Annotated in this window: 19 protein-coding genes and 2 pseudogenes; 14 read left to right on the top strand and 7 right to left on the bottom strand. The window is 57.1% G+C overall.

Going from position 1 to position 22,334, the window contains the following annotated elements; all coding sequences use genetic code 11:
- Positions 1-3: 3 nt before the first annotated feature.
- Positions 4-450: an NUDIX hydrolase gene (locus tag RYA97_RS07490; protein ID WP_005757742.1), complete on the bottom strand. Its 447-nt coding sequence runs from the start codon at positions 448-450 to the stop codon at positions 4-6.
- Between the two features lie 253 nt (positions 451-703).
- Here RYA97_RS07490 and RYA97_RS26440 point away from each other — a divergent pair.
- The 3 genes and pseudogenes from RYA97_RS26440 to RYA97_RS07480 form a co-directional block, all read left to right on the top strand.
- A pseudogene (locus tag RYA97_RS26440) lies at positions 704-1,525 on the top strand (PAS domain-containing protein); the annotation flags it as partial.
- Positions 1,526-1,555: 30 nt separating this feature from the next.
- Positions 1,556-2,065 (top strand): methyl-accepting chemotaxis protein, encoded by a 510-nt coding sequence (locus tag RYA97_RS26435; protein WP_223216237.1) that lies wholly within the window; start codon positions 1,556-1,558, stop codon positions 2,063-2,065.
- 154 nt (positions 2,066-2,219) lie between these two features.
- Positions 2,220-3,821, top strand: a complete 1,602-nt coding sequence (locus RYA97_RS07480) for a putative bifunctional diguanylate cyclase/phosphodiesterase (RefSeq protein WP_046832769.1) — start codon at positions 2,220-2,222, stop codon at positions 3,819-3,821.
- 45 nt (positions 3,822-3,866) lie between these two features.
- Here the strand turns inward: RYA97_RS07480 and RYA97_RS07475 are convergent, their stop codons facing one another.
- Positions 3,867-4,985, bottom strand: coding sequence for a metallophosphoesterase (locus tag RYA97_RS07475; protein WP_005777332.1), 1,119 nt, complete (start codon positions 4,983-4,985; stop codon positions 3,867-3,869).
- Positions 4,986-5,342: 357 nt separating this feature from the next.
- Here RYA97_RS07475 and RYA97_RS07470 point away from each other — a divergent pair, with 357 nt between their 5' ends.
- The 4 genes from RYA97_RS07470 to RYA97_RS07455 are packed head-to-tail and all read left to right on the top strand — an operon-like array spanning position 5,343 to position 9,369.
- Positions 5,343-6,335, top strand: coding sequence for a TRAP transporter substrate-binding protein (locus tag RYA97_RS07470; RefSeq protein WP_039847398.1), 993 nt, complete (start codon positions 5,343-5,345; stop codon positions 6,333-6,335).
- Between the two features lie 4 nt (positions 6,336-6,339).
- On the top strand, positions 6,340-6,834 hold the full coding sequence (locus RYA97_RS07465; protein ID WP_005777328.1) for a TRAP transporter small permease: 495 nt from the start codon (positions 6,340-6,342) through the stop codon (positions 6,832-6,834).
- Positions 6,831-8,117 carry a TRAP transporter large permease gene (locus tag RYA97_RS07460; protein ID WP_004665402.1) on the top strand — a complete coding sequence of 429 codons (1,287 nt, stop codon included), beginning with the start codon at positions 6,831-6,833 and terminating at the stop codon, positions 8,115-8,117. The genes RYA97_RS07465 and RYA97_RS07460 overlap by 4 nt, the downstream gene beginning before the upstream one ends.
- A 25-nt stretch (positions 8,118-8,142) precedes the next feature.
- The gene (locus RYA97_RS07455) at positions 8,143-9,369 is read left to right on the top strand and encodes an aminotransferase class III-fold pyridoxal phosphate-dependent enzyme (protein WP_316892037.1); all 1,227 of its coding nucleotides are present in this window, start codon (positions 8,143-8,145) and stop codon (positions 9,367-9,369) included.
- On the opposite strand, the gene RYA97_RS07450 is transcribed toward RYA97_RS07455, so the two are convergent.
- The 3 genes from RYA97_RS07450 to RYA97_RS07440 form a co-directional block, all read right to left on the bottom strand.
- Positions 9,342-10,235: a LysR substrate-binding domain-containing protein gene (locus tag RYA97_RS07450; protein WP_016980510.1), complete on the bottom strand. Its 894-nt coding sequence runs from the start codon at positions 10,233-10,235 to the stop codon at positions 9,342-9,344. The genes RYA97_RS07455 and RYA97_RS07450 overlap by 28 nt on opposite strands.
- A 79-nt stretch (positions 10,236-10,314) precedes the next feature.
- Positions 10,315-11,388, bottom strand: coding sequence for an NAD-dependent epimerase/dehydratase family protein (locus RYA97_RS07445; RefSeq protein WP_016980511.1), 1,074 nt, complete (start codon positions 11,386-11,388; stop codon positions 10,315-10,317).
- 148 nt (positions 11,389-11,536) lie between these two features.
- On the bottom strand, positions 11,537-12,604 hold the full coding sequence (locus tag RYA97_RS07440; RefSeq protein WP_316892036.1) for an AraC family transcriptional regulator: 1,068 nt from the start codon (positions 12,602-12,604) through the stop codon (positions 11,537-11,539).
- A gap of 264 nt (positions 12,605-12,868) precedes the next feature.
- On the opposite strand from RYA97_RS07440, the gene RYA97_RS07435 reads away from it, so the two are divergent.
- The 7 genes and pseudogenes from RYA97_RS07435 (at position 12,869) to RYA97_RS07410 (ending at position 20,065) form a co-directional block, all read left to right on the top strand.
- Positions 12,869-14,239, top strand: coding sequence for a flavin-containing monooxygenase (locus tag RYA97_RS07435; protein ID WP_050547697.1), 1,371 nt, complete (start codon positions 12,869-12,871; stop codon positions 14,237-14,239).
- Positions 14,236-15,084: an SDR family oxidoreductase gene (locus RYA97_RS07430; RefSeq protein ID WP_044292815.1), complete on the top strand. Its 849-nt coding sequence runs from the start codon at positions 14,236-14,238 to the stop codon at positions 15,082-15,084. Before RYA97_RS07435 ends, RYA97_RS07430 begins: the two co-directional genes overlap by 4 nt.
- Before the next feature lie 80 nt (positions 15,085-15,164).
- Positions 15,165-15,926 carry a zinc-dependent alcohol dehydrogenase family protein gene (locus tag RYA97_RS07425; protein ID WP_225694377.1) on the top strand — a complete coding sequence of 254 codons (762 nt, stop codon included), beginning with the start codon at positions 15,165-15,167 and terminating at the stop codon, positions 15,924-15,926.
- 41 nt (positions 15,927-15,967) lie between these two features.
- A complete protein-coding gene (locus tag RYA97_RS07420; protein ID WP_232288564.1) occupies positions 15,968-16,120 on the top strand; it encodes a zinc-binding dehydrogenase in 153 nt (50 codons plus the stop codon).
- A gap of 905 nt (positions 16,121-17,025) precedes the next feature.
- Positions 17,026-17,796: pseudogene (locus RYA97_RS26430) on the top strand (MCP four helix bundle domain-containing protein); the annotation flags it as partial.
- A complete protein-coding gene (locus tag RYA97_RS26425; protein ID WP_394326304.1) occupies positions 17,791-18,654 on the top strand; it encodes a methyl-accepting chemotaxis protein in 864 nt (287 codons plus the stop codon). The pseudogene RYA97_RS26430 and the gene RYA97_RS26425, both read left to right, overlap by 6 nt.
- 232 nt (positions 18,655-18,886) lie before the next feature.
- A complete protein-coding gene (locus RYA97_RS07410; protein WP_057404310.1) occupies positions 18,887-20,065 on the top strand; it encodes a DUF2252 domain-containing protein in 1,179 nt (392 codons plus the stop codon).
- A 41-nt stretch (positions 20,066-20,106) separates the two neighbouring features.
- Here RYA97_RS07410 and tspO read toward each other — a convergent pair whose 3' ends face one another.
- Together tspO and RYA97_RS07400 are read right to left on the bottom strand one after the other, a co-directional pair.
- Entirely contained in the window at positions 20,107-20,547 is a 441-nt protein-coding gene (gene tspO / locus RYA97_RS07405) for a tryptophan-rich sensory protein TspO (protein WP_005777309.1), read from the bottom strand.
- A 165-nt stretch (positions 20,548-20,712) separates the two neighbouring features.
- On the bottom strand, positions 20,713-22,308 hold the full coding sequence (locus RYA97_RS07400) for a gamma-glutamyltransferase family protein (protein WP_016981819.1): 1,596 nt from the start codon (positions 22,306-22,308) through the stop codon (positions 20,713-20,715).
- Between the last annotated feature and the right edge of the window lie 26 nt (positions 22,309-22,334).

Below are 22,334 nucleotides of genomic sequence, written 5' to 3'. Positions count from 1 at the left end.
ATATTAATCCAGCAGAGACGCATTCTTGAGTAGATCAAACAGCCCTTCAGGTACAAGCGTAGATTCACTGGTAAAACTGGAACCAGAATGCCACGCGGCCTTGAAAGTTGCCCCGTCGCTTTCAAGGCCATCCAGCCAGGGCTTCTTATAGATTTCTGCGTCGTCAAATCTTGCATCGTAGACCTGCACGATCTCGTGCCCTGGCTTGCCCGCGTAGGTAAAAATGCTCTCCAACGTGCCAATCAACCGAACGTTGCTGATCGAAAAGCCCAGTTCTTCATACACTTCCCGGACCACGGCATCGATACTCCGCTCGCCAAATTCTATGCCTCCGCCAAGAGGGCGAAAAAGCGTTTGCTTTGCAACGACGTCGTGGAATTCGTTGACCAGTATTTTTCCCTGGTGGTGAAAAACGCAAAGAGCGAGGGCACGAATGCGCGGTTCTGACATGAATAAATCTCCTTTCCAGCGTTCTGCATGAGGCACACACAGACGTTATCAAGTTGTTGTTCAGCCATTATTCAGGTGAATAGCTGACCGACAGCCACCTTACAATTTAATTCCGTGCAAACTTACAATTAATTGTCATGTATTAACCGTTATCGTACGACCAGACAGGCAATCTGGATCCTAATCAGATTTCGGAATTTACATCAGGATTTTCCGACGTTTAGTTGACCAGCGCGCTAAAGATTTCGATTCGATGACCGATGAAGGTGGCAAGCCCAAACTGTCCCGGATAGCCACAATGTTTAACTCTCAGTTGAAAAAAACCAATAAGGCATTGGAGCGCCGCCTCGCCATGCTTGAACAAGCAGGGCAAATTCTGAATCTGGAGACAGTTGCCGCCGTTCTGGACGGGGCGGGCAAAGTGCAGTCAGTCAATGCCTTGTTCGAGACAGAACTGAGCTATGCACAAGCCGAGATTGCCGGGCGCAGTCTCTCCGAGTTGAGCCCGCCAGAGCTGAGCGCTGATGTTCACCAGAAGCGTGCTCTGGCTGCTATTCGGGACGGCAAACATTTCAGCGGCACGTTGCGCCTGGTCAGCAAAACAGGGGCCAGGGTGTGGCTGAGAACTGTGGTCGTCCCCTTTAAAAACGAAACCGGCGGTGTGGAGCAGATCACGCTGTACTCAAGCGTTTTGACACGCACCATCGAAGCCTCTCGCGAGAACGAAGCCCTCGTGAACGCACTGCAACGGTCAACCGCCGTTATCGACTTCACCCTCGATGGAATAGTCATCGCAGCCAATGACAACTTTCTGAAAGCAATGGGCTACGAGTTGCATCAGATCAAGGGAAAACATCACAAGATTTTTTGTTTGCCTGAAGAGTCCGCCTCGGACGCCTACATGTTGTTTTGGGAAAGGTTGCGCCGGGGTGAATTTATCGTTGACCGTTTCCGGCGCGTCGACAAGTCCGGTCGTGATGTATGGCTGGAAGCGTCCTATAACCCGATTACCGACGCCAATGGCAAGCTCTATAAGATCGCCAAGTTTGCAACGGTCATTACTGAACAGGTTGAACGTGAGAAAGCTGTCGCTGAAGCGTCGGAGATGGCCTATCAAACATCTATCGATACCGACGGCAGTGCCCAGCAAGGCCGAAAAGTCATCAAGGACACCTTGCAGATGCTGGGCCAGCTGACGATTTCGATGGAAGAGGCCACGCGGGGCATCGAGGCACTGGACTCTCAAAGTCAGGTCATTGGAACGATCATAAAAACCATCAGTGGAATCGCCGAGCAAACCAATTTGCTCGCACTGAACGCAGCTATTGAAGCCGCGAGGGCGGGCGAACAGGGCAGGGGGTTCGCGGTGGTGGCCGATGAGGTACGTCAGTTGGCCTCCCGCACGACCAAAGCGGCAGAAGAAATCGTAAACGTCGTGAAGACCAATCAGAGCCTTGCTTCAGATGCCGTGGGCGTGATTGTGCGCAGTACCGAGCAGGCTTCCGAGGCGCTGGTGCTGGCTAACGATGCAGATCGTGTCATCCAGGAAATCCAGCAAGGCGCCAACACAGTAGTTCGAGCCGTCAGTCGGTTTGTCGATCAGCGCTCGAGTTAGTTGCAAACGGCGGAACACTACCGAGCCGGGTAGTGTTCCCGGTCATCATCCTGGCAAGGGTCAATAGGGCGTAGCGAATGCCGACTAGTGTGAAGTCTGGCGACCGCTGAACTGCCTGCAGTCGTACACCTGTCGTCATTTGAGCGTAGCGTTCATGTCATTCATTCGCAGTCCGCACATGGTTCGTAAATACCTTTACACCCTGTTGTGGTTTTATCTGTTTTCTATTTTTTTGGTGGCCATCGCGTGGGAATTCAAGCTTGAGTCCTTCGCCATGTACGCCATGAACTTACCGTATGATCAAGACTTCGAAGATGCCGAGCGCTGGCGTTTTGTATTAACGTCGACCGGGTTTGCATTGCTGTCGATGGTCGTACCGTTCATTCTTTTGAAGCGCCTGATGCAACGCTTGCAAGACAGCTACAACGACTTGCTGAAGTCGCAGGCGCTCAGCGACTCTCTGGCCCGCCACGATCCCTTGTCTGGCCTGCTCAATCGGCGCGTGTTTCAGGAGCAGCTGGTTGCGCGCCTGGAGCAGGCCTCTTCGCAAACCGCCGTTTTCCTGATCGATCTGGATAAATTCAAGCTGATCAACGACACCCACGGGCATGCAGTGGGAGATGCGGCGATTTGCGCCGTTGCGGAAAGCCTGCGAGAGGCGACTGCCGGCTGGCAGGCTTCAGTGGCGCGACTGGGCGGGGACGAGTTCGGTCTGGCGGTCAGTGGTGACTTCACTCAGGTTGAACTGGCAACGCTGGCTGAAAGTGTGTTGGCTAAAATCGCAGCGTCCAGCGCGGATTTGCCGCGTTTAGCGCTTAGTGCGACCCTGGGCATTGCAATTTCGCCTTTGGACGGTTCGGATGCCGACACCCTGCTACAGCATGCCGACAGCGCCATGTACAGAGGCAAGAACGGCGGCCGCGCCATGTTTAACTTCTATGAAGTCAGTTTCGAGCGCGAACAACGCCAGCAGGAGCTATTCGCGCAGGAATTGAGGCAGGCTATTGAGCACAACCAAATCCAGCCGTTCTATCAGCCTATTGTCAATCTTCCGGAGCAACGCCTCGCGGGCTTCGAACTATTGGCGCGATGGCTGCACCCCGAGCGTGGAACTATCATGCCGCTTGACTTCATCCCCGTGGCAGAACAGTTGGGGCTAATCAAGCAACTCACTGAAAGTCTCCTGCTTCAGGCCTTCGATCAGGCGCGTGACTGGCCCAGCGACTTTACGCTGTCCATAAACGTCACTTCATTGATGATCGAAAGTGTCGATTTTCCCGACTGGTTGGCCCACGTGGCCAGTGAAGGTCAATTTCCACTGACTCGGCTGGAAGTGGAAGTGACGGAAAATGCCCTTGTGGCCAATATCGACAGTGCACGCCTGAACCTGGAGCGTTTGCGCGCTATGGGTGTGAGCGTAGCGCTGGACGATTTCGGTACGGGCTATTCGGGGCTTTACCACCTGACCAAACTGGCCATCGACAAAATCAAGATCGACCGGTCTTTCTTTGACACCTCACTGGATAACCAAAATGAGATGGTCAAAGCCATCCTCGCTCTGGGAAAAAGCCTGCGCATGAAAATCACGGCCGAGGGAGTGGAGCACGAGGAACTTGCAGACTGGTTAGCCTCCCACGAGTGCGATTTCGCTCAGGGTTACTTGTTCGGACGGCCCTTGCCTTTGGCCCAGGTGACAGCGCTGCTGGCAATGGCCGAGCCCGAAGTGCCGATAAGGGCGCGCGCCAGTGCCGGGTAGCACGAACGTCGGGCGCACAGGATGTGGCGCGCCACTAATGGCAAGCTACGGTGCCCGCCGAAGCGTAATCCGGGTCAACTCCGAAGGCTGGCCAAGACGAATGGCAAATCCGGGCCAGAGTGCGGTGCCGTTGTTGACGTACAGCTGCATCCCGCCGACATCATAAAGCCCCGACACAAATCCCCCGTTGGCCAGGGCCAGCAGGCGGTGAAGACCGAAGATCATTCCGCCATGGGTATGGCCGGAAAGTTGTAAAGTTACCCCTTTAGCCGCGGTTTCTCGCGCGTTTCTCGGTTGATGGTCTAGCAGGATGATCGGTGTGTCTTTTGCGATGCCTGCTATGGCTTTTTCAACGTCCGGCGCGGGGAAGCCGGTTTTTGGTGCGGTCACATCGGTGACGCCAGCCAGAGCGATCCGTGCGCCGTCGCGCTCGATCAGAGTGTGGCTGTTGGCGAGTGGCACCATCCCCAGCGAGACAAAGTGCTGCATCCACGTCTGGTTATCGAAAAAGTATTCATGATTCCCGGGTATGACATACACGCCGTCAGGCGCCCGTAAATCGCGCAACGCTTCAACATCCTGCTTTCGGTTGTTGAGTGAGCCATCGATCAGGTCGCCGGTGATGACGATCAGATTCACTCCCAGCGCATTCGACTGCTGCACCACCGCCTGCGTCCACGGTGCGTCAAACAGGCGACTGATGTGCATGTCGGTCAGTTGCAATACTTTGTAGCCCTCGAATTGCACAGGCAGGTTTTTGATCGCGATCTGGATGTCTTTCACAGGCGGCACGCGCACGGCCTGCTGGACGCCGATTGCCGCCAGTACCAAGGCTGCCACACCGATGACGTAGCGCAGATTTGCCGGAATGGTCAGTGTTTTCCGGCGCAGCAGCATCGTCAGCAACGTTGCGATATCGACGATGATTTGCAACACCGCAAGCAACAGGATCGCGCCAAACGCCCAATTGAACAGCATCACGACGGAGCGTGGAAATTCTGGCGAAAACACGCTCCCGGAGGAAAACCGGCAATACAGATGATATTGCGAGGCTAGAACAAGCAGCAGAGCAACGGCAATTCTGGTTGATAGCGCCCACGGCATTGGCCATAAGAACCTGGCGATAACGTACAGGCAGGGCAGGCTGAACATAACGTGAAACATCAAAGCGCTCCTTTAGTCATCCGCCGATAGTAACGGCTCGCCTCTCGAGGCGTCGACCGGTGGGCTCCGAATACTCACTTGATTCATAAGCGGATGAAGCAACACCCGATACTGGAAACGTGGTTGGTGCCTCTTTCGGCTGCGGGCCCGGCCTTGCTCGCGATCCTCCCTTCATGGAGCGGGTTTTAAGTACCTGGAGCGTTGACTGAGAATGCCGGAATGGCAGGAAATGGCATCCATAAATAAACGTATGGATGCATTAAGCATCCTAATCGCAAAAAGCCATCTCTTAATTGACGCTAAGGTCGGCACTCATGGTTAATGGCTGCAACGCTATTCAACGTAGAGTTCGCCGCCATGCTCAAATTCTCATCTCGTTTAAACGCTGTTTTCGGAGCCCTGACCGGGTTGGCTTTGCTGATCGGCGCAAACGCCGCGATGGCGGACCAGACGTTACGTTTAGCCCACGCCTCCAGCTCCAGCAGCCTTATCAATCAGGCGATGACGCGATTCGCCGCCCAGGTCAGTGCGCAAACCAACGGTGAGTTGAAAGTGCAGCTCTACCCGGACGGCCAACTGGGTGATGAAGCGCCTATTGTCGATTCGGTCGGCGCAGGAGCCATCGACATTGGCCTGGGCGGCTCGACCGACGGCATCGATCCGCGCCTGAATGCGCTGTCGCTGCCATTTCTGTTCGAAGATTCGGTCGCCGTACATGCCTACCTCGATAGCGAAGCTGGCAAGAAATTCCTCAGCATGGGCCAGGATCATGGCTTCGTCATGCTCTCGGCGCTGGACTCTGGCTTTCGTCAGTTCGCCAACAGCAAACACCCGATACTTCAGCCCGCGGACCTAAGCGGCCTAAAAATACGTACGCCGCCCAACCCCGTGATCCTGGCAACCATCAAGCAACTGGGCGGGCTGGGACAGTCGATTCCGTTCGGCGAGGTGTATACCTCGCTGCAATCGGGCGTAGTCGACGGTGTGGAGCCCGAGCTGCGCGATTTTTACGACCAGAAATGGTACGAGGTCGCCAAATATGTCTCGCTCTCGAACTACGTGTGGTCGGCTAACTTCTGGTTCATCAACAAGGACAAGTACGAAAGCCTGAGCACAACTGAACGGGCAGCTCTCGATAAGGCGGTGGTAGACACCACAGCCTGGTATCGCTCGCAGCTGGAAGCGGTGTACAGCAAGATTCAGCAGGAAATGCAGGGCAAGGGCGTGAAGTTCAATGACGTCAACCCGCGTCCATTCCGCGAGCTGAGCAACCCGGTGTATGCCCAGTTCGGCAAGGTCTGGGGCGAAGACTTCGTCAGCCAGCTGCGACACGACGCGCAAGGCGAGTGACGCCATGTCTATCAGCCCGCATCCTGACCAACCACCCAGCAGCCTGGCTGAACGCTGCCTTGCTGTATTCGGCTCGCTGATGTTCGCCGTGACCTTTCTGTCCATTCTGGCAGGCGTTTTCTCGCGTTACCTGAATCTGCATGGCTTCGAATGGTCGTTCGAGATCGCCACGATCGGGTTTATCTGGGTGACATTTATTGGCGCCGTGATCGCTGAAGTCAGGCACGAAAACGTGCGATTCCAGGGCCTGGTGGGCATGCTGCCAAGGTCTTTGCAAAAGGCCCTGGATGCCTTTGCCAGTGTGGCCCTGCTGGGTATCAGCGCCTGGCTGCTGAGCAGCGGTGTTGCGTTCATTTCACGCACCGGCTGGATGCCAACCCCAGTGCTGCGCTGGCCCGCCGGGCTGAGTTCACTGGCGTTGATCAGCGCCGCCGCGATGCTTGCGCTACTGGCTGTGGTTCGTCTGACACGCCTGATTCGCAACGGAGTACGCCCATGACCGTGCTGATCCTTTTTCTGGCGTTTTTCTGTTTGCTGATGGCTGGCCTGCCAGTTGTCTGGGCGATGGCCGGTGGCAGTATCGCGGCCCTGCTGTGGGGTGATCTGCACATGCCGCTGGCCTGGATTGCCCAGCAAACGCTGCGCGGTGCCGACTCGTCGACCCTGGCCTCGATACCGTTGTTTCTGCTGGCCGGAGAGCTGATGAACCGTGGCGGTCTGACGCTGCGCATCATGCGTGTTGCAGAGCACTGCTTCGGGCGTTTGCGCGGCGGACTGGGGCTGGTGAATGTCGCCACTGCGTTCGTCTATGGCGGTCTGACCGGATCAGCCACCGCCGATACTGGCACCGTTGCCAAGGTCATGATTCCGGTGATGGAGGCGCGTGGCTACCCACGTGCCTTCGCCGCTGCTGTTACAGCAGCCTCTGGAACGCTGGGCATTATCGTACCGCCGAGCGTCATCCTGATCATGTTCGGCGTGTTGACCAACACGTCTATCGGTGGTCTGTTCATGGCCGGCGTTATCCCTGGCCTGATGCTCGCCGCAGTCTTCATGATGACCGCTTACATAGTCGGGGTTCGCGAGGGCTTTCCAAAAGCTGAAGGCAAGATGGACTGGGGCCTGTTCCTACGGGACACCGGTGGCGCGCTGCCTGCGTTGCTGATGCCGTTCATGGTGCTCGGGTCGATAGTTACCGGCTTTGCCACGGCCACTGAAGCGGCGTCGCTGTCAGTACTCTATGCGCTGTTCGTCGGCACCATTGTCTATCGACAACTGGGCTGGCGCGATCTATTCCCGGCCGTGACCGAAGCGGTGACCACCACCGGCTCGGTAATGATCATCATGGCTGTGGCCATGCCGTTTGGCTGGATCCTGACCTTCGAACTGGTGCCCCATACCGTGGCCACCTGGATTGTCGGCCTGCATACCGGCCCGCTGGTCACCATATTGCTGGTGATTCTGGTACTCAAAGTGGTCGGTTTCTGGCTGGACCTTGGCCCGGCAATGATCATTCTGGCGCCGATTCTGGTCCCCGTGGCCAAGGCTGCGGGCTTCGAGCCCTATCAGATCGGCCTTATCTTCACCATGACCCTGGGTTGGGGACTTTTCACTCCGCCTATCGGCACCAACATCTTTGTGGTGTGCAACGTAGGACGTATTGATATCGGTGCCGTATCACGACGATTGATACCGTTCTGGATCGCCACCGCGTTTGCCATCGCCTTGCTCGTGTTTTTCCCGAATCTGACCCAATGGTTGCCCCGCGTCATGGGCTATTGATACCTCCCATTTCCTGAGAATAAAGATGAAACATTTGATCGGTGGAATTTCCAGCGGCGGCCGCGCTTTGCCCGAAATCGACGGCCAGGCTTTCAATGTTGCACGCTCCAATGGGCCATGGCTGTGGGACAGCAAGGGTGTGCGCTACGTGGATACCGCAATGGGTTTTGGTGCAACCATGCTGGGCCATGCTCAGATGGAGGTCATGGCAGCGGCCAGTGCAGCAATGCTCAACGGCCCGATGCCTTCCTTTGCACACGCGGGCGAGGAGGCCGCTGCTGCCGCATTGGCGACATTCACCGGCGATCTCAGCCAGGTGATCTTCCTCAACACCGGCAGCGAAGCCGTGCACCTGGCCTGCCGCACCGCGCGCGTGGCAACGGGTCGCCAGCGCATTGTAAAGTTCGCTGCCGGCTATGACGGCTGGTACGACTCGGTAGCCTTTGGCAATGCGGGGCAGGCCTCGGCCTTGATGAGCGGCACAACCCGGCCTGAACGTGATGGCATGCTGCTGTTGCGCTACAACGATTTTGAGGATGCCGAACAACTGTTTCGCGATTACAGCGACATCGCAGCCCTGGTGGTGGAACCCGTGTTGGCCAACGCAGGCTGCATCGAGCCTGCGCCGGGCTATTTAAAGCACCTCAGCGATCTGGCCCACCGCAATGGCGCACTGGTTATCCTGGATGAAGTGTTGATGGGGTTGCGCCTGTGTCCAGGGCTGACCGGCACGCTGCTGGGTGCCGAGCCTGATCTGGCCACGGTCGGCAAGGCGATCGGCAGTGGTATTCCGGTCGCCGCTCTGGTTGGCAAACCCGAATACATGCGTCTTTTCGAGCAGGGAAAAATCGTACGCGCCGGCACCTACAGTGGAGCGCCGCCAGCGTGCGCTGCAGTACTGGCGACCCTCAAGCAACTGGCGACCGCCAACTATGCCGCACTGCTGACACGCGGTGATCAGCTGCGCGCCCAACTGGTCGCAGCCTTTGCCAGCAAAGGCATGGCCGTGAGCAGTACGGGTTACGGGTCAGTGTTCACGTTATGGCCCTCGGCGACGCCGCCCAGAACCTACGCCGATGCGGCGCATGTGGCTGACAGCGCGTGGACACTCGCGCTGCACAAAGCGCTGCGCCGTGAACGGGTCATGAGCATGCCGTTTGCCTTTGGCCGAACCTATCTGACCTTTGCGCATCAGGAAAAAGCGCTGCAAGCGGTGCTTGAAGGTTACAAGGCTGCCATCGCTTCGCTTTGAGACTCGCTTTCAGAACGGCTTTTGGCCTGAAAGCAATCACGGACGAAATGCGCCAGGCGGCGGGTATTCAACAGGGCATGTTCAGGCACCAGCAGCTCCAGTTCGATGCTTGGCAGCCGGGGCAACTGCTCGGATTTCAGGATGCGCCAGCCAGATGGAACAACTGAAGCGGGCAATACCGTCACCGAGGTGCCCAGTCGAACCGAATGCATGACGCCCGGCAGATGAGATGAAGAACTGACCACCCGCCAAGGCGTGCCCAATAGATCCAGCGCCTCAATGATCTGCGGACGCGCCCGGCAGCTTTCGGTAAATAACGACAACGGTAAAACTTTCTGTTGCTCGGGAAAATGCCCCGGCGCTGCGCACCACAACATCGGTTCGCACCTAAGTAACTCACCCTGCACCTTGGTGCCGGAGCGGGTGATGATCGCCAGGTCGATGCTACCTTCGGTAATCATGGACTCGAGGCGAGAAGAAAAATCACAGATGATTTCTACCTGCAGATGCGGATGGCGCAGGGTGAATGCCTGCATGAGCTCGCAGCCCAGCGACTCAAGATAGTCATCCGGCATGCCTATACGAACGCGAGTGGCTTCCTGCCCGCAATCGAGCGCGGCAAGCGCCTCGTCTTCGAGCATCTGGATACGCCTGGCGTAGCCGATCAGCCGTTCACCATGCTCCGTCAGCGTAACGCCACGGCGAGACCGCTCCAACAGCTTGCGCCCGACCCGGGATTCCAGCCGGCCCAGCATCAAGCTGACAGCTGCCTGGGTCTTGCCGATACGCTCACCGGCAGTGGTGAACCCGCCGCAATCGATGACAGCAACAAAAGCAGCAAGGCAATCGGTATCGAGATGGCGCATGGGGAGACCTCGGGTGAAACCTGATAGGCGAGGTCTATGCACGTTCCATTCCGTTACGGGAAATGAAGCAACTTGAATGTCACGACCGAAGCTTCTCATTCGCCTGGCTGTTGAGCTGACGCTGCATATCCCAGCAACGGTAATGATCTGTCAGCGTTTCCGTGATGGATCGATATTTGATGCCCAGATCATTCAGGCTGCGCTGGTTATCCACCACGAAGCGAATGCCGAGGTGCTTGCTCAGATAATCCTGAGTGAGCCCGAAGAAGGGACCAATCAACCTGACAATAGCGTCGGGAATGCGGTAACGCGGCAATAACCAGGGGCGTCGATGCAAACGGCGCACAATGCCAGCTATCTCCACGAAAGAAATCATATGTTGTTCAGCAAGGATATAGCGCCCCTGAGCGTCAACCTTGTTCGCTGCGATGATATGAGCTGCCGCTACATCCCTGACGTCCACGGTAGTCAGACTCAGGTCGGGCATGCCATAGAAGAAGTAACCGCGGAACATCTCATCCAGAAGAAACAGGCTTCCGGAGTCCGAGGCCGGCGTAAGAGAAGGGCCGAGGATCATGCCCGGATTGATAGTGACCAGGCTCCAGCGAGTCTGCTTCTCGCAGATCCGCCATGCTTCTTTTTCGGCCTCGACCTTGGCGTAGTGATAGGGGTTGGTTTCAAGCGTGCTGCTGGTATTGAAATAGTCTTCGGTAAGGGTCTTGTTCTTCATGTGCAAAACGTCAATGTAATCGCCAAAGATTGCCCCGACGGTGGAGGTCGGGACGACACGAAGGACGCTGGGCGTTTTATCGACACTGCTCAGAACGTTCCGGGTGCCCAGCAGTGCAGGCTCAAGCATTTCCCGGCGGCCGTCCTTTATTTTTTCAGGCAGCAGAAAGGGCGACGCCACATGATGGACGACCGTGCAGTCGTGCATGGACGCATCAAACGCGCCGTCTACAAGAAGATCTGCTTCGAACAGGTAAAGTTTGCCTGGATGTTGCTTTTGCAACGTCAGCAGAGGAAGCACTTTTGCCCTGTTGGTGAGGTTGCGCACGGTGGTATTGACGACATTGCCGCTGGCAAGCAGTTGCTGAATCAAGTGGCAGGCCACAAAACCGCCACCCCCGGTAACAAGCACTCGTTCTGTCATCACGGCCCATCTCTTGTTTGATTATTTATGGAGAGCAGAGAGCTACGATAAACAACCGGTCACAGAACGATCAGGGGTTGAGCGGACACAAAAGGGGGCGGCAGCGGACGTTTGATGATCACGTATGTTCTTGCGAGTACGCAAAAACTCAGGAGGTTGACAGGCCCTGGATGTCTTTTCGAAATTGTTGAATTTCGTATCTGGCTTCGCGGGGTGTTACCCCGGTCCAGCGTTTGAACGCCCGACGGAAATCACGAATATCGCTGAAGCCGGTTTCAGTCGCCACGTCGATCAATTTCGTTTCACGGTGACTCAGGAGTGACAATGCTCGGGCCCTGCGTAGCGAGTCGATGACGCCCTGATAGGACTGTCCCGCCTCGTCAAGACGACGCCTTAAGGTGCGTTCGCCGATATTGAGCTGTTGCGCAAGGTCATTGAGTGACGGCGGAGCGCAGAGACGCTTGCGTATTTCCCGTTGAACGGTTTCGACAAGATCTGACGTGCCTTTATCTTCCCAGTTTGCACTGTCCAGCAACTCTGCCACTTCTGCAGCCACGAAGTCATCGCGCGTCAACAATGGAATGTCCAGCCACAGGGCATCGAATTCGATCAGATTGTGAGCACCGGCAAATACCACCGGGCAGCGGAATATTTCGCTGTATCGTTGCCGGTGCGCAGGCTCTGGATATTCAAGCTCGATGCGGCTGGGGAGCATGTCATGATGCCCAGTCAGATGCAGCGCGATGGCCATCGCGCTGGCGAATGCCTCTTCCAGATAAAAACTGATCACGTCAGGGTCAAAGAACTGCGGCACCATGTAGGTCAGGCAGCGACCTTCATGAAGCTCCATTCGATGGCGGAGCAGGGCACCGGCATGCTTCTGATAACGAATGGCCAGGTCCAGCGCCTCACCCAGCGTGGCACTGGCCTGCATACCCAGCCCGACAATGCCCCATGACACTGCTGTCTGGCGCTCGCCGACCGACAGACCCAAGCCGTCATCACCCAGCACCGTGATTGTTCGGCGTACCAGCAGGTTGCTTTGCCGATGCGACAGAAGATAGCCGGGCTTTTTCAGGTCATCAGGAGCAAAACCCAGGCCACGGCATAGCCACTCGGCATCGACGCCACGTTCGGTCGCGTACTGCAGGAGCATGCGCGATACCTGCGGCGGAGCCGAGGCTTCAGAGAACAGTGGGTCAGCAATGAGCTTCATGTTGATCCGGACCTTTTACAGACAGGTTTTATTGTTTTATCGAATCACAGCATGCCTGAAAAAACAGCCGAAACACCCCTCGAATCGTTAAATTAATCATTGATCCGACCCGCCAGCCGAACAAGTCCGTTACCACCCCCTTTTACGTCCATTGGCCCCCTGCATGCTCCGCGCCTCCTTGGCTAACTTAGGGTTCTCGCTGTTGAACCCGAGGAATACAAAGTGAGCCACGAGAACAACAAGATCCACGATTGCGCCGACGCGGTGTGCATTATCGGAAGCGGCCCGGGCGGGCTGTGTATGGCGAGGGCGCTCAAGCGTCAGGGCCTCGATTACGAGCAGTTCGAGCGACACGGCGAAGTGGGAGGCGTATGGGATATCAATAACCCCGGAACCCCAATGTACCAATCGGCGCACTTTATCTCCTCTCGCGATCAGTCAGGGTTTATCGACTATCCCATGCCCGCGCACTTTCCCGATTACCCGAGCAATCGACAGATTTTCGAGTACGTTCGCTCTTTTGCGATGGCGTTCGATCTGTACGACAGGATCCGTTTCAACACCGCAGTCAAAGACGTTGAAAAAGAACAGGATGGACGCTGGCTAGTCACGCTGGCCAGCGGTGAACGACGCCGCTATCGCGCGGTAGTGTGTGCCACCGGCTGTAACTGGGACCCTAACATGCCTGAAGTGAAAGGTCAGTTTGAGGGCACCGTTCGGCACTCGGTAACGTACAAGAACGCCGACGAATTCAAGGGCAAGCGGGTGATGGTCATCGGTGCGGGTAACTCCGGCGCCGATATTGCCTGCGATGCGGCCAAATATGCAGATAAAGCCTTTATCAGCATGCGTCGCGGCTACCACCTCATTCCCAAGCACCTGTTCGGGATGCCGGTTGATGAGTTCGGTGAAAAGGGACCGCAACTGCCGATGTGGCTGGCGCGCCCGGTTTTCCAGACCATTTTACGGGTCATAAATGGTGATACCCGGCGCTTTGGCTTGCCCAGGCCGGACCACAAGCTCTTTGAGAGCCACCCGTTGCTCAATACCCAGTTGCTGCACTACCTGCAGCACGGCGATATTCAGGTAAAGCCGGACGTGTCCCACTACGAGGGTCAGCACGTGGTGTTCAAAGACGGCACGCGTGAGCCACTCGATCTGGTGCTGTATGCCACCGGGTATAAATGGAGCTGCCCCTATGCCGCGAAGTATTTCGAGTGGCAGGGCGGTCGGCCCCGGTTGTACCTGTCTATTTTCAGCCGTGAGCATCACAACTTGTTCGGCATCGGGTACGTCGAGACGAACTCGAGCGCCTATAAGCTGTTTGATAGCGAGGCGCATGCTGTCGCTTGTTACTTGCGTGACCAATTGCATCAGAAAACCCAGGCCAGTCATTTCGATCAGTTGATTGCTACGGACGACCCGGATCTTTCCGGGGGAATCAAGTTCGTCAAATCCCAACGCCACGAGGTGTACCTGGAGGCGCATGCGCTCAAGAAATACCTGCGCAAGCTGTTTCACAGCCAAGGCTGGCCTGCGGTCGAAGAGGGTTATTACAAAAGCCTGCGTAAAGGCACTGGCTATATTCCTGCGCCACTGCAACAGAAGGTCGCCATTCAGGAGACGTGCTTATGAAAACGGTGGTCCTGATTACCGGCGCGGCCGGCGGCATTGGCCAGGCGATCTGCGCCCAGCTGATCCGCAGGGGCATGCAACTGATACTGGCAGACATCGACGAAAAGCAGCTGCGCGTGTTGGCGGAAAGCCTCGGCGAAGATGCTTTTCCCTATGTAGTTGATCTGACCGACCAGGAAAGCCTGGCAGGCTTGATGACCTACATAGAGTCAGAGTTTGGCCGACTTGACGTGTTGATCAACAATGCAGCCATTGCAGTAGTCGAAGCGTTTGATACACGCTCGGTGGAAAGCATCAGTCGAGAGCTCAACATCAATCTCGTCGCACCGCTGATCCTGACTCGTCTGGCCATTCCATTGCTCAAGCGCTCGAACGACGCCCGGATCATATCCACTGTTTCATTGGGGGGCGTATTTCCCACGCCCGAATCACCGATCTACTGCGCCAGCAAGTTCGGCCTGCGCGGCGCAATGCTCTCGATCGGTATGGATCTGGCCGAGAAGGGCATCAAGGTCGGCTCCATCCTGCCAACCGCGACAGACACCCAAATGCTGCGCAAGGAAGCGATCGAAGGCGGCAACGCTTTACAGTTCATTGCACCGCCACAATCGCCGGACGACGTCGCACGTCAGGTGTTACTCATGCTCGACAAACCGTGCCTGGAACGGACACCGAAACCGAGCGAATCCTTGGCATCCAGTCTGGCTATGCTGTTCCCCAACCTGTTGCCACGCACCACCCGGTTGCTGCAAAAGCGCGGTGAGAAAGGCATGAAGAAGTACATCGAGTCGCTCGGCGAGCGCGGTCTGGCGCATCGGGTGGAGGGGATTTGGCGTTTGAAATAGCAGCCGTCTGCGCTGCGGACAACACAGAGCGTTTCAGGGCTAAGGGCTTGCGGACATCGTTCGTCCAGGGGCGATGACAGTTGATCGAGCCAGACGGACCGGGGCAAGCCATTGTGGCGCCTCGTCTGGTGAGTCTCATCAGTCGTGATGTTCAGATCCTTCATGGCGTTTACGGTGCCCGACAGGAGCCGGAGCGCGTTCCGGTTTCCGAAGGTGTGGGCGAGGTCATCGCTGTAGGCGAGGGCGTCAGCCAGGTCAAAGTGGGTGACCGGGTTATCTGCGGTCACTTCCCGGACTGGCTGGAAGGCCCATTCAGAATCGACGTGTTTGCCCATGACGTCGGCGTAACCCACGACGGCTGGCTGGCGGAAAAAGTCGTATTACCCGCCGCAGCGTTGATTCGCGTGCCGGACTCGCTGGCGGACAAAGACGTTGCCGCGCTCGCATCTGCGGGCCTGACAGCCTGGAACGCGCTGATGGAGGTGTGCAAAGTCAAACCGGGCGAGCTGGTCCTTTGTCTCGGAACCGGCGGGGTGGCGCTGGCCGCTTTGAAGCTCGCCAGGCTCCACGGCGCGCGCGTGGCAATTACCTCGTCAAGTGACGAAAAACTGGACATCGCCCGCCAGCTGGGCGCGGACATTACCATCAATTACCGAACACACCCTGACTGGGCTGCGCAAGTCATGGCGCTCACCAATAACACCGGTGCGGACGTCATCCTCGAAACCGGAGGCCAGGACACCCTGGGGCAATCAATCGCTGCCGCTGCCGTCAACGGACGTATCGCGGTCATTGGTGTGACCACGGGGAAGCACTCTCCGATTACCTGTCCCTCATCCTGAAAAATGTAACCATCAGGGGCATTGCCAATGGTAGCCGCGCGATGTTTGTCGACCTCATACGCGCAATCGAGGCAAATGGGATTGAAACCGTTGTTGCCAGGACGTTCAAATTCGCTGATGCACCCCAGGCCTATGCTTATTTTGCTGCGGCAAAGCATATAGGAAAGGTATTGATCGAGTTTGAGCGCAACTGAGGGCAGGGCACAGGATCATCCGGAAAATGGCAAAAGGCTTACACGATCTGGAGTGGATCCACTCTGTACGGTGCCACGGCGAAGGAGCAATCTACACCCATCAACTGCAAGCGCAGGAAGCGCTTCACAGGTCACGGATGATCACCATTGCCGGGATGGCTACCGACAGGATGTCGGAATGGTATTGATGGAAAAAACAACCCGCTTCGGCGGGTTTTTTTATGCGCGCAAGTAATGGGCGCGCCTGCAAATGTAATCGAAGCTGGCGGCAACGGTTTTACGGATGACGTGAAGGTGAAGGGCCTATGCAGGCGCATACCCAAGCCCAAAGGCGGAAAAAGGTGTCGTGTCGCGCGGGTGATCGCAAGGCGGCGCTGACCGTCGATTGGCGGTGGTCGTCATTGGCGGGCTATCGGCCTCGACCGTACTAAGTCTGTTGGGAGTGCCCGTTATTTTTACTTATATCGATGATGGCCACGAGACACTAAAAAAATGGTTTCGCAGACCTCGATAAAACAGTGTAATCCGCTATCGTCGCAGGCTCGGTGACTCGGGCTAACGCCCGGTAATACCTGGCACGCCGACACGTTTTCCTACCTGGGTTCTACTTGGAAAACCCTGCGTAGCGGTGCCCGTTTTTCATCTAGTCACCCTCTTTTTATCCAGTAACACCACAGTGTCTATTCATAAAATCCGGTTCATGCCGATAACGACAGGGATCGCGAAAAGTCAGGATGCAGAGAAAAATCAGGTCCTGCTCTGGCACAGAAATTGGATGACTACTTCTGTAGTCCGAAAAATCGCTTATCGCAAAAGTGCGCAAAACCTGCGTTCAACTACTTGCCTCTAGTGCAGTAGGGCTCTCGGACAGAAGTGCCCCCTTACTTAACGATGATGGATAATCAATGAACCTGATAAATCGCACCAGTTTCGCTAAAAAACTCATGGCCGCGTTCATCGTTTGCGCCATGATCACCTTGGCTGTGGGTGGGTTGGGTATGCTCGGTATAAACCGGCTTTCCGACGCCCTTGAGCTGACCTTCTCGAATAACCTGGTTTCAGTGGCCAACACCAACGAGACGATGACCGCCCTGACCACTCATAACCGTGGGCTTTACCGTTTGCTTGATGCCAAGGACAAGGCCACGGCGGATAAAATGCGTCAAAGTATCAATGCCGAGTTGGAGCGTGCGCAGAAAGTCTATGCCGTCTACCGCGCCACGCCATTGGAGGACGATGAACGCGCAGCGGGTGACCAGTACGACGCCTTGATGCCAGCCTACATCTCTGCTTCCCAGAACATCTTTGACCTGCAGCAGGCGGGCAAACTGGAAGACGCGCGCAATCGTCTAAACGCGCTGGCGGACGGGGAGTTCAATAAGGCTCGCGGCTACCTGCAGATCATGATCGACTCCAACAAGCGCCAGATCAAAGAAGGTGCAGAGGCCGCTGACAGGCTGCAAAGCAACTCGGTATTCATGTTGACGGCGGGTATTGTCATCGCGTTTGTGGTGGCGATCATGTTGGGTATTCTGATCACTCGCATGATTACAGGGCCACTGAGAAGCGCTATCGACGTTGCACAACGTATTGCATCGGGTGACTTGACCCAGAGCGTTTCCAGCACCCGAGGTGATGAAGCAGGGCACCTGCTCAATGCGATCGGCACGATGCAGGGCAATTTGAAACGGACGATTCAAGAGATTTCCAGCGCGTCCGACCAGCTTGCGTCCGCTGCCGAAGAGCTCGGCGCGGTCACTGAAGAAAGCACACGCGGTCTTACTCGACAAAATGACGAGATTCAACAGGCAGCAACGGCGGTCAACGAAATGACGGCTGCTGTCGAAGAGGTAGCCCGCAATGCAGTGTCTACCTCGGAGGAATCGAAAGCACTGGCAACCGACGCAGCCAGCGGCCGTGGTCAGGTCGATGACACCGTCAAGGGCATCGGCACGATGGTGAGCGAGATTACCGAATCGACGGGGTCTGTCACAACGCTCGCTGGCCACGTCCGGGATATCAGTAAAGTGCTTGAGGTCATCCGCAGCATTGCGGAACAGACCAACCTGCTTGCACTGAACGCCGCCATCGAGGCTGCACGCGCCGGTGAACAAGGCAGAGGGTTTGCCGTGGTAGCCGACGAAGTGCGCGCCCTTGCACACCGCACCCAGGCTTCTACGGTGGAAATCGAAGGCATGATCGGCACCGTGCAGTCCGGTGCCGACGGTGCGGTCGCTGCAATGAGCAAAAGCCTGGCGACGGCCACCAACACCCAGGAACTCGCTCAGCGTGCCGGCAGCGCCCTGGAAAAAATCACCAGCGGCGTAGGCACCATCAACGAGCGCAACATGGTGATTGCCTCGGCGTCCGAAGAACAGGCCCAGGTCGCACGCGAAGTGGATCGCAACCTGGTCAACATTCAGGAGCTCAGCGCGCAGTCGGCAGCAGGCGCCAATCAGACGAGCGCATCCAGTCAGGAACTGTCACGGCTGGCGACTTCGTTCAACACCATGGTTGCGCAGTTCAAGCTTTAACGGGCTCGTGCAGGTGTATTTCCGGTCTGATTGTCTGGACCGGGAATACATGCTGCATACCTTGTTCTTGTTCTTTCTACGGGTTGACCTCGCCAGTTTACGGGGGCAAAGCGCTTGAGGTAATTTGAGTCTGGCTTAAACGCTGAAGACAAACAGCGATCAGATGTGAAATATCTTGAAACATTCGTGTCACATGTCGAGTCAATGGAATAACCCTCTTCAAGGTTTTCCGATGAAAACGCCTCGTCCCGACACACGCCTCAAATCCCTCATCAACCTGCGCAACCTGAAAATGGCGCGGTCTGCGCACGCGTTCGTTCGAGGCAATACCGAGCAGTTCTATGAGTGGCTTCACAGTCAGTCGGGCAGGCGTCTGCCCAGCGGTCCGCCGGTCTGGATCTGCGGAGACTGCCATGCCGGCAATCTGGGGCCCACTGGGGATTCGAACGGCCGCATCGACATGCATATCCGCGACCTCGATCAAGCCGTCATCGGTAATCCGGCCCATGACCTGGTGAGGCTGGGGCTGTCGTTGGCGACAGCTGCTCGTGGCTCGGATCTACCCGGAGTGACCACGGCAAGAATGCTGGAAGAGATGATGCAGGGCTACGAAGAGGCTTTTATTGGCAACGACGATGAAGAGCCGGATCGTCCTGCGCAAGTGAAAGCGGGGATGCGTAGCGCGGTACAACGCACATGGAAGCATCTGGCAAAGGAGCGTTTCGAAGGTACGCAACCGACCATTCCGCTGGGCAAACATTTCTGGCAGCTGTCACGTGCGGAACGCGATGCAATCAAGGCGCTTTGTGAGACGCCGGAGATTCATGCGTTGGTGACATCGCTAAAAGGCAGGTCCCAGGATGACCGAGTGCGTTTACTCGACTCCGCCTACTGGGTAAAAGGCTGCAGCTCTCTGGGGCTGCTTCGCTACGCGGTGCTGATGGGTGTTGGCGATGAAGAAGATGAAGAGTTCTGCCTGCTCGACGTCAAGGAAGCCGTCGCCGCGGCGGCCCCACGTACTGCGAGGGCGCGCATGCCCAGAGACAATGGCAAACGGGTAGTGGAGGGCGCCCGGAACCTGTCGCCCGGTCTGGGTAGCCGAATGGTTGCCGTGCGAATGCTGGATCATTCGTTCTTCATTCGTGAGCTACTTCCTCAGGACATGAAGTTGGAACTTGATGAGCTCACTGAGCAGGAGGCCATGCAGGCCGCAGCGTATCTCGCCAAAGTTGTGGGTAAAGCCCACGCCAGACAGATGGATCTGGCCACACGTGCGGCGTGGATCAGGGACCTGCAAACCAATCGATCCGATACCCTGGACGCTCCCTCCTGGCTATGGTCGAGCGTCGTTCAACTGGTCGGTAGTCACGAGCAGGGCTACCTTGAGCATTGCCGCCTTTACGCGCTGTAGCGGTTTCGCCGCAGAGCCAGTAGACGGCAAAGCCGGGACGGTTATCTGTTGTGGCGCAGAATGGAAAAGTTCAGCGCCGCTGCCACCGAGAGCCACACCAGATAGGGAAACAAAATCAGCCCAGTAATGATGTCCAGCTGCAAGGCCATTACGATCATTGTGGCGACAACAATCCACAGCAAAGCAAGAATCACCATCGCAGCGACAATGCGGTTCGCACCAAAAAATACTGGTGTCCACAACGTGTTCAGTGCAATCTGAGCAGCCCACAGGGCAAGCACGATCTGGCTGCCGGGGAGCAGCGTCAGGCGATACCCTGCCCAGGCGAGGAGCAGGTAGATCACGGTCCACGCTACCGGAAATGCCCAGTTTGGCGGGGTGAAGCTCGGTTTCTGAAGGGATTCGTACCAGGCTCCTGGCTTGAAGATGATGCCGGTTGCTGCGGCGGCGCTGCAGGCTAGAAGGAAGATCAAAAAGGTCATGGCTTTTCCTGGGTTGAAACGCTGTAGGGCGTCAGATGAGTGGCAATCTCAAGCTTGGACGCCTGTGCGCTGGAAAGGTCCGATCTTTTGAGTGGCGAGGCGAGGCCAGCGAAGCCGATTGAAACAGTCAATGCCCTGCTGCGCTGGCCGAGCCGCTACTTTTGGTCAATAAGCCGCGACAATTCCATCCTTCCTTGGATCGGTCCCGCCCACATAGCCATGCGCCGTGCGCTGGATAATCTGCGCACCGCCAAAGGCAAATACGCCGCTCGGCTCTTCGACATCGATGTCGTGACCCTTTGCACGCAGTGCGCTGACCACATCAGGGTCAAACGCACGCTCCACCGCGACTTTCAAGCCGGTTTCGATCCTCCAGCGCGGCGCATCGGCAGCGGCTTGCGGGTTTTGCTTATAGCGCAGGATGCGCATCATCATCTGCAAGTGGCCCTGCGCCTGCATCGGGCCGCCCATCAACCCGAATGCCATAAGCGGTGTGCCGTCTGAGTTCATGACAAAGCCAGGGATGATGGTGTGGAACGGGCGTTTGCGCGGCGCAACGTAATTGACGTGCTGCGGGTCCAGCGAGAAGCCTGCGCCACGGTTCTGCATGCTGATGCCGGTGCCGGGTACAACGACGCCCGAGCCGAAGCCCATGTAGTTGGACTGGATGAACGAGATCATCATGCCGCTTTCATCCGCCGCTGACAGGTACACCGTGCCACCCGGTTTTGGCGAGCCATGCCCGGGATTGGCGGCCTGATCAGTGACCAGTCCCGCGCGCTCCATCAGGTAGGCCTTACTCAGTAAATCCTCTGAAGGGACGCGCATGTGCTCGCTATCGGCCACATGTTCGTCGAGGTCGGCGAGGGCCATTTTCATCGCCTCCAGCACCGGGTGAACCGTCTCAAGGCTGTCCACCGGGTGCTCGCCGACGCCCAGCGCTTCAAGCATGGTCAGGCCGGCAAGAGTAGCAATGCCTTGGCCATTTGGTGGGAGCTCGTGAACCACAGCGCCCGCGTATGGCACCGACAGCGTATCGATCCAGTCCACGGTGTGCGTCGCCAGATCGTCGAGACTCATCACGCTGCCATTGGCGTTGGCATGGGCGATAATCGCCTGTGCCAGTTCGCCGCGATAGAATGCTTCGCCTTTGGTCCGGGCGATCAGTTCCAGCGTGCGGGCGTGGTCCTTGAGCTGGATTTTTTCTCCGGCCAAGGGGGCTTTGCCACCCGGCATGAAGCATTCGGCAAAGCCCGGTTGATCCTTGAGCAGGTGCGAGCCGCGTTTCCACAGCTCGGCGATAATCGGTGTGACCTGATAGCCATCGCGGGCGTAGCCGATCGCCGGTTCGGCCAGGGTCGCGAAGGGCAGTTTGCCGTAGCGTGCCGAAAGCTCCACCCAGGCCGACACTGCCCCCGGCACGCTGACCGCAGGCCAGCCGCGTTGCGGCATCTGGCTCTGGCCTTCGAAGTATTCCGGTGTCCAGGCCTGTGGCGCGCGGCCGGAAGCGTTCAAGCCTTGCAGCTTGCTGCCGTCCCAGACGATGGCAAAGGCATCGCTGCCGATGCCGCAGCCGGTGGGCTCTACCACAGTCAGCACCATGGCCGCTGCGATGGCGGCGTCGACCGCATTGCCGCCACGGCGCAGCATGTCCAGCCCGGCCTGAGCGGCCAATGGTTGAGAGCAGGCGACCATATTGTTGCCCATCACCGGCGAGCGGGCCGACGCGTACGGTTGGTTGTAATCCAGATCATCGAACATAAGCGTTTCTCTTGGCAGAAGACGAA

Origin of the sequence: Pseudomonas syringae group sp. 26L6 (assembly GCF_032587815.1) — a bacterium.
GTDB classification, from domain to species: Bacteria; Pseudomonadota; Gammaproteobacteria; order Pseudomonadales; family Pseudomonadaceae; genus Aquipseudomonas; species Aquipseudomonas amygdali.
Note: the sequence above shows the minus strand (reverse complement) of the source record. Positions and strands in the feature narration are given on the sequence as shown.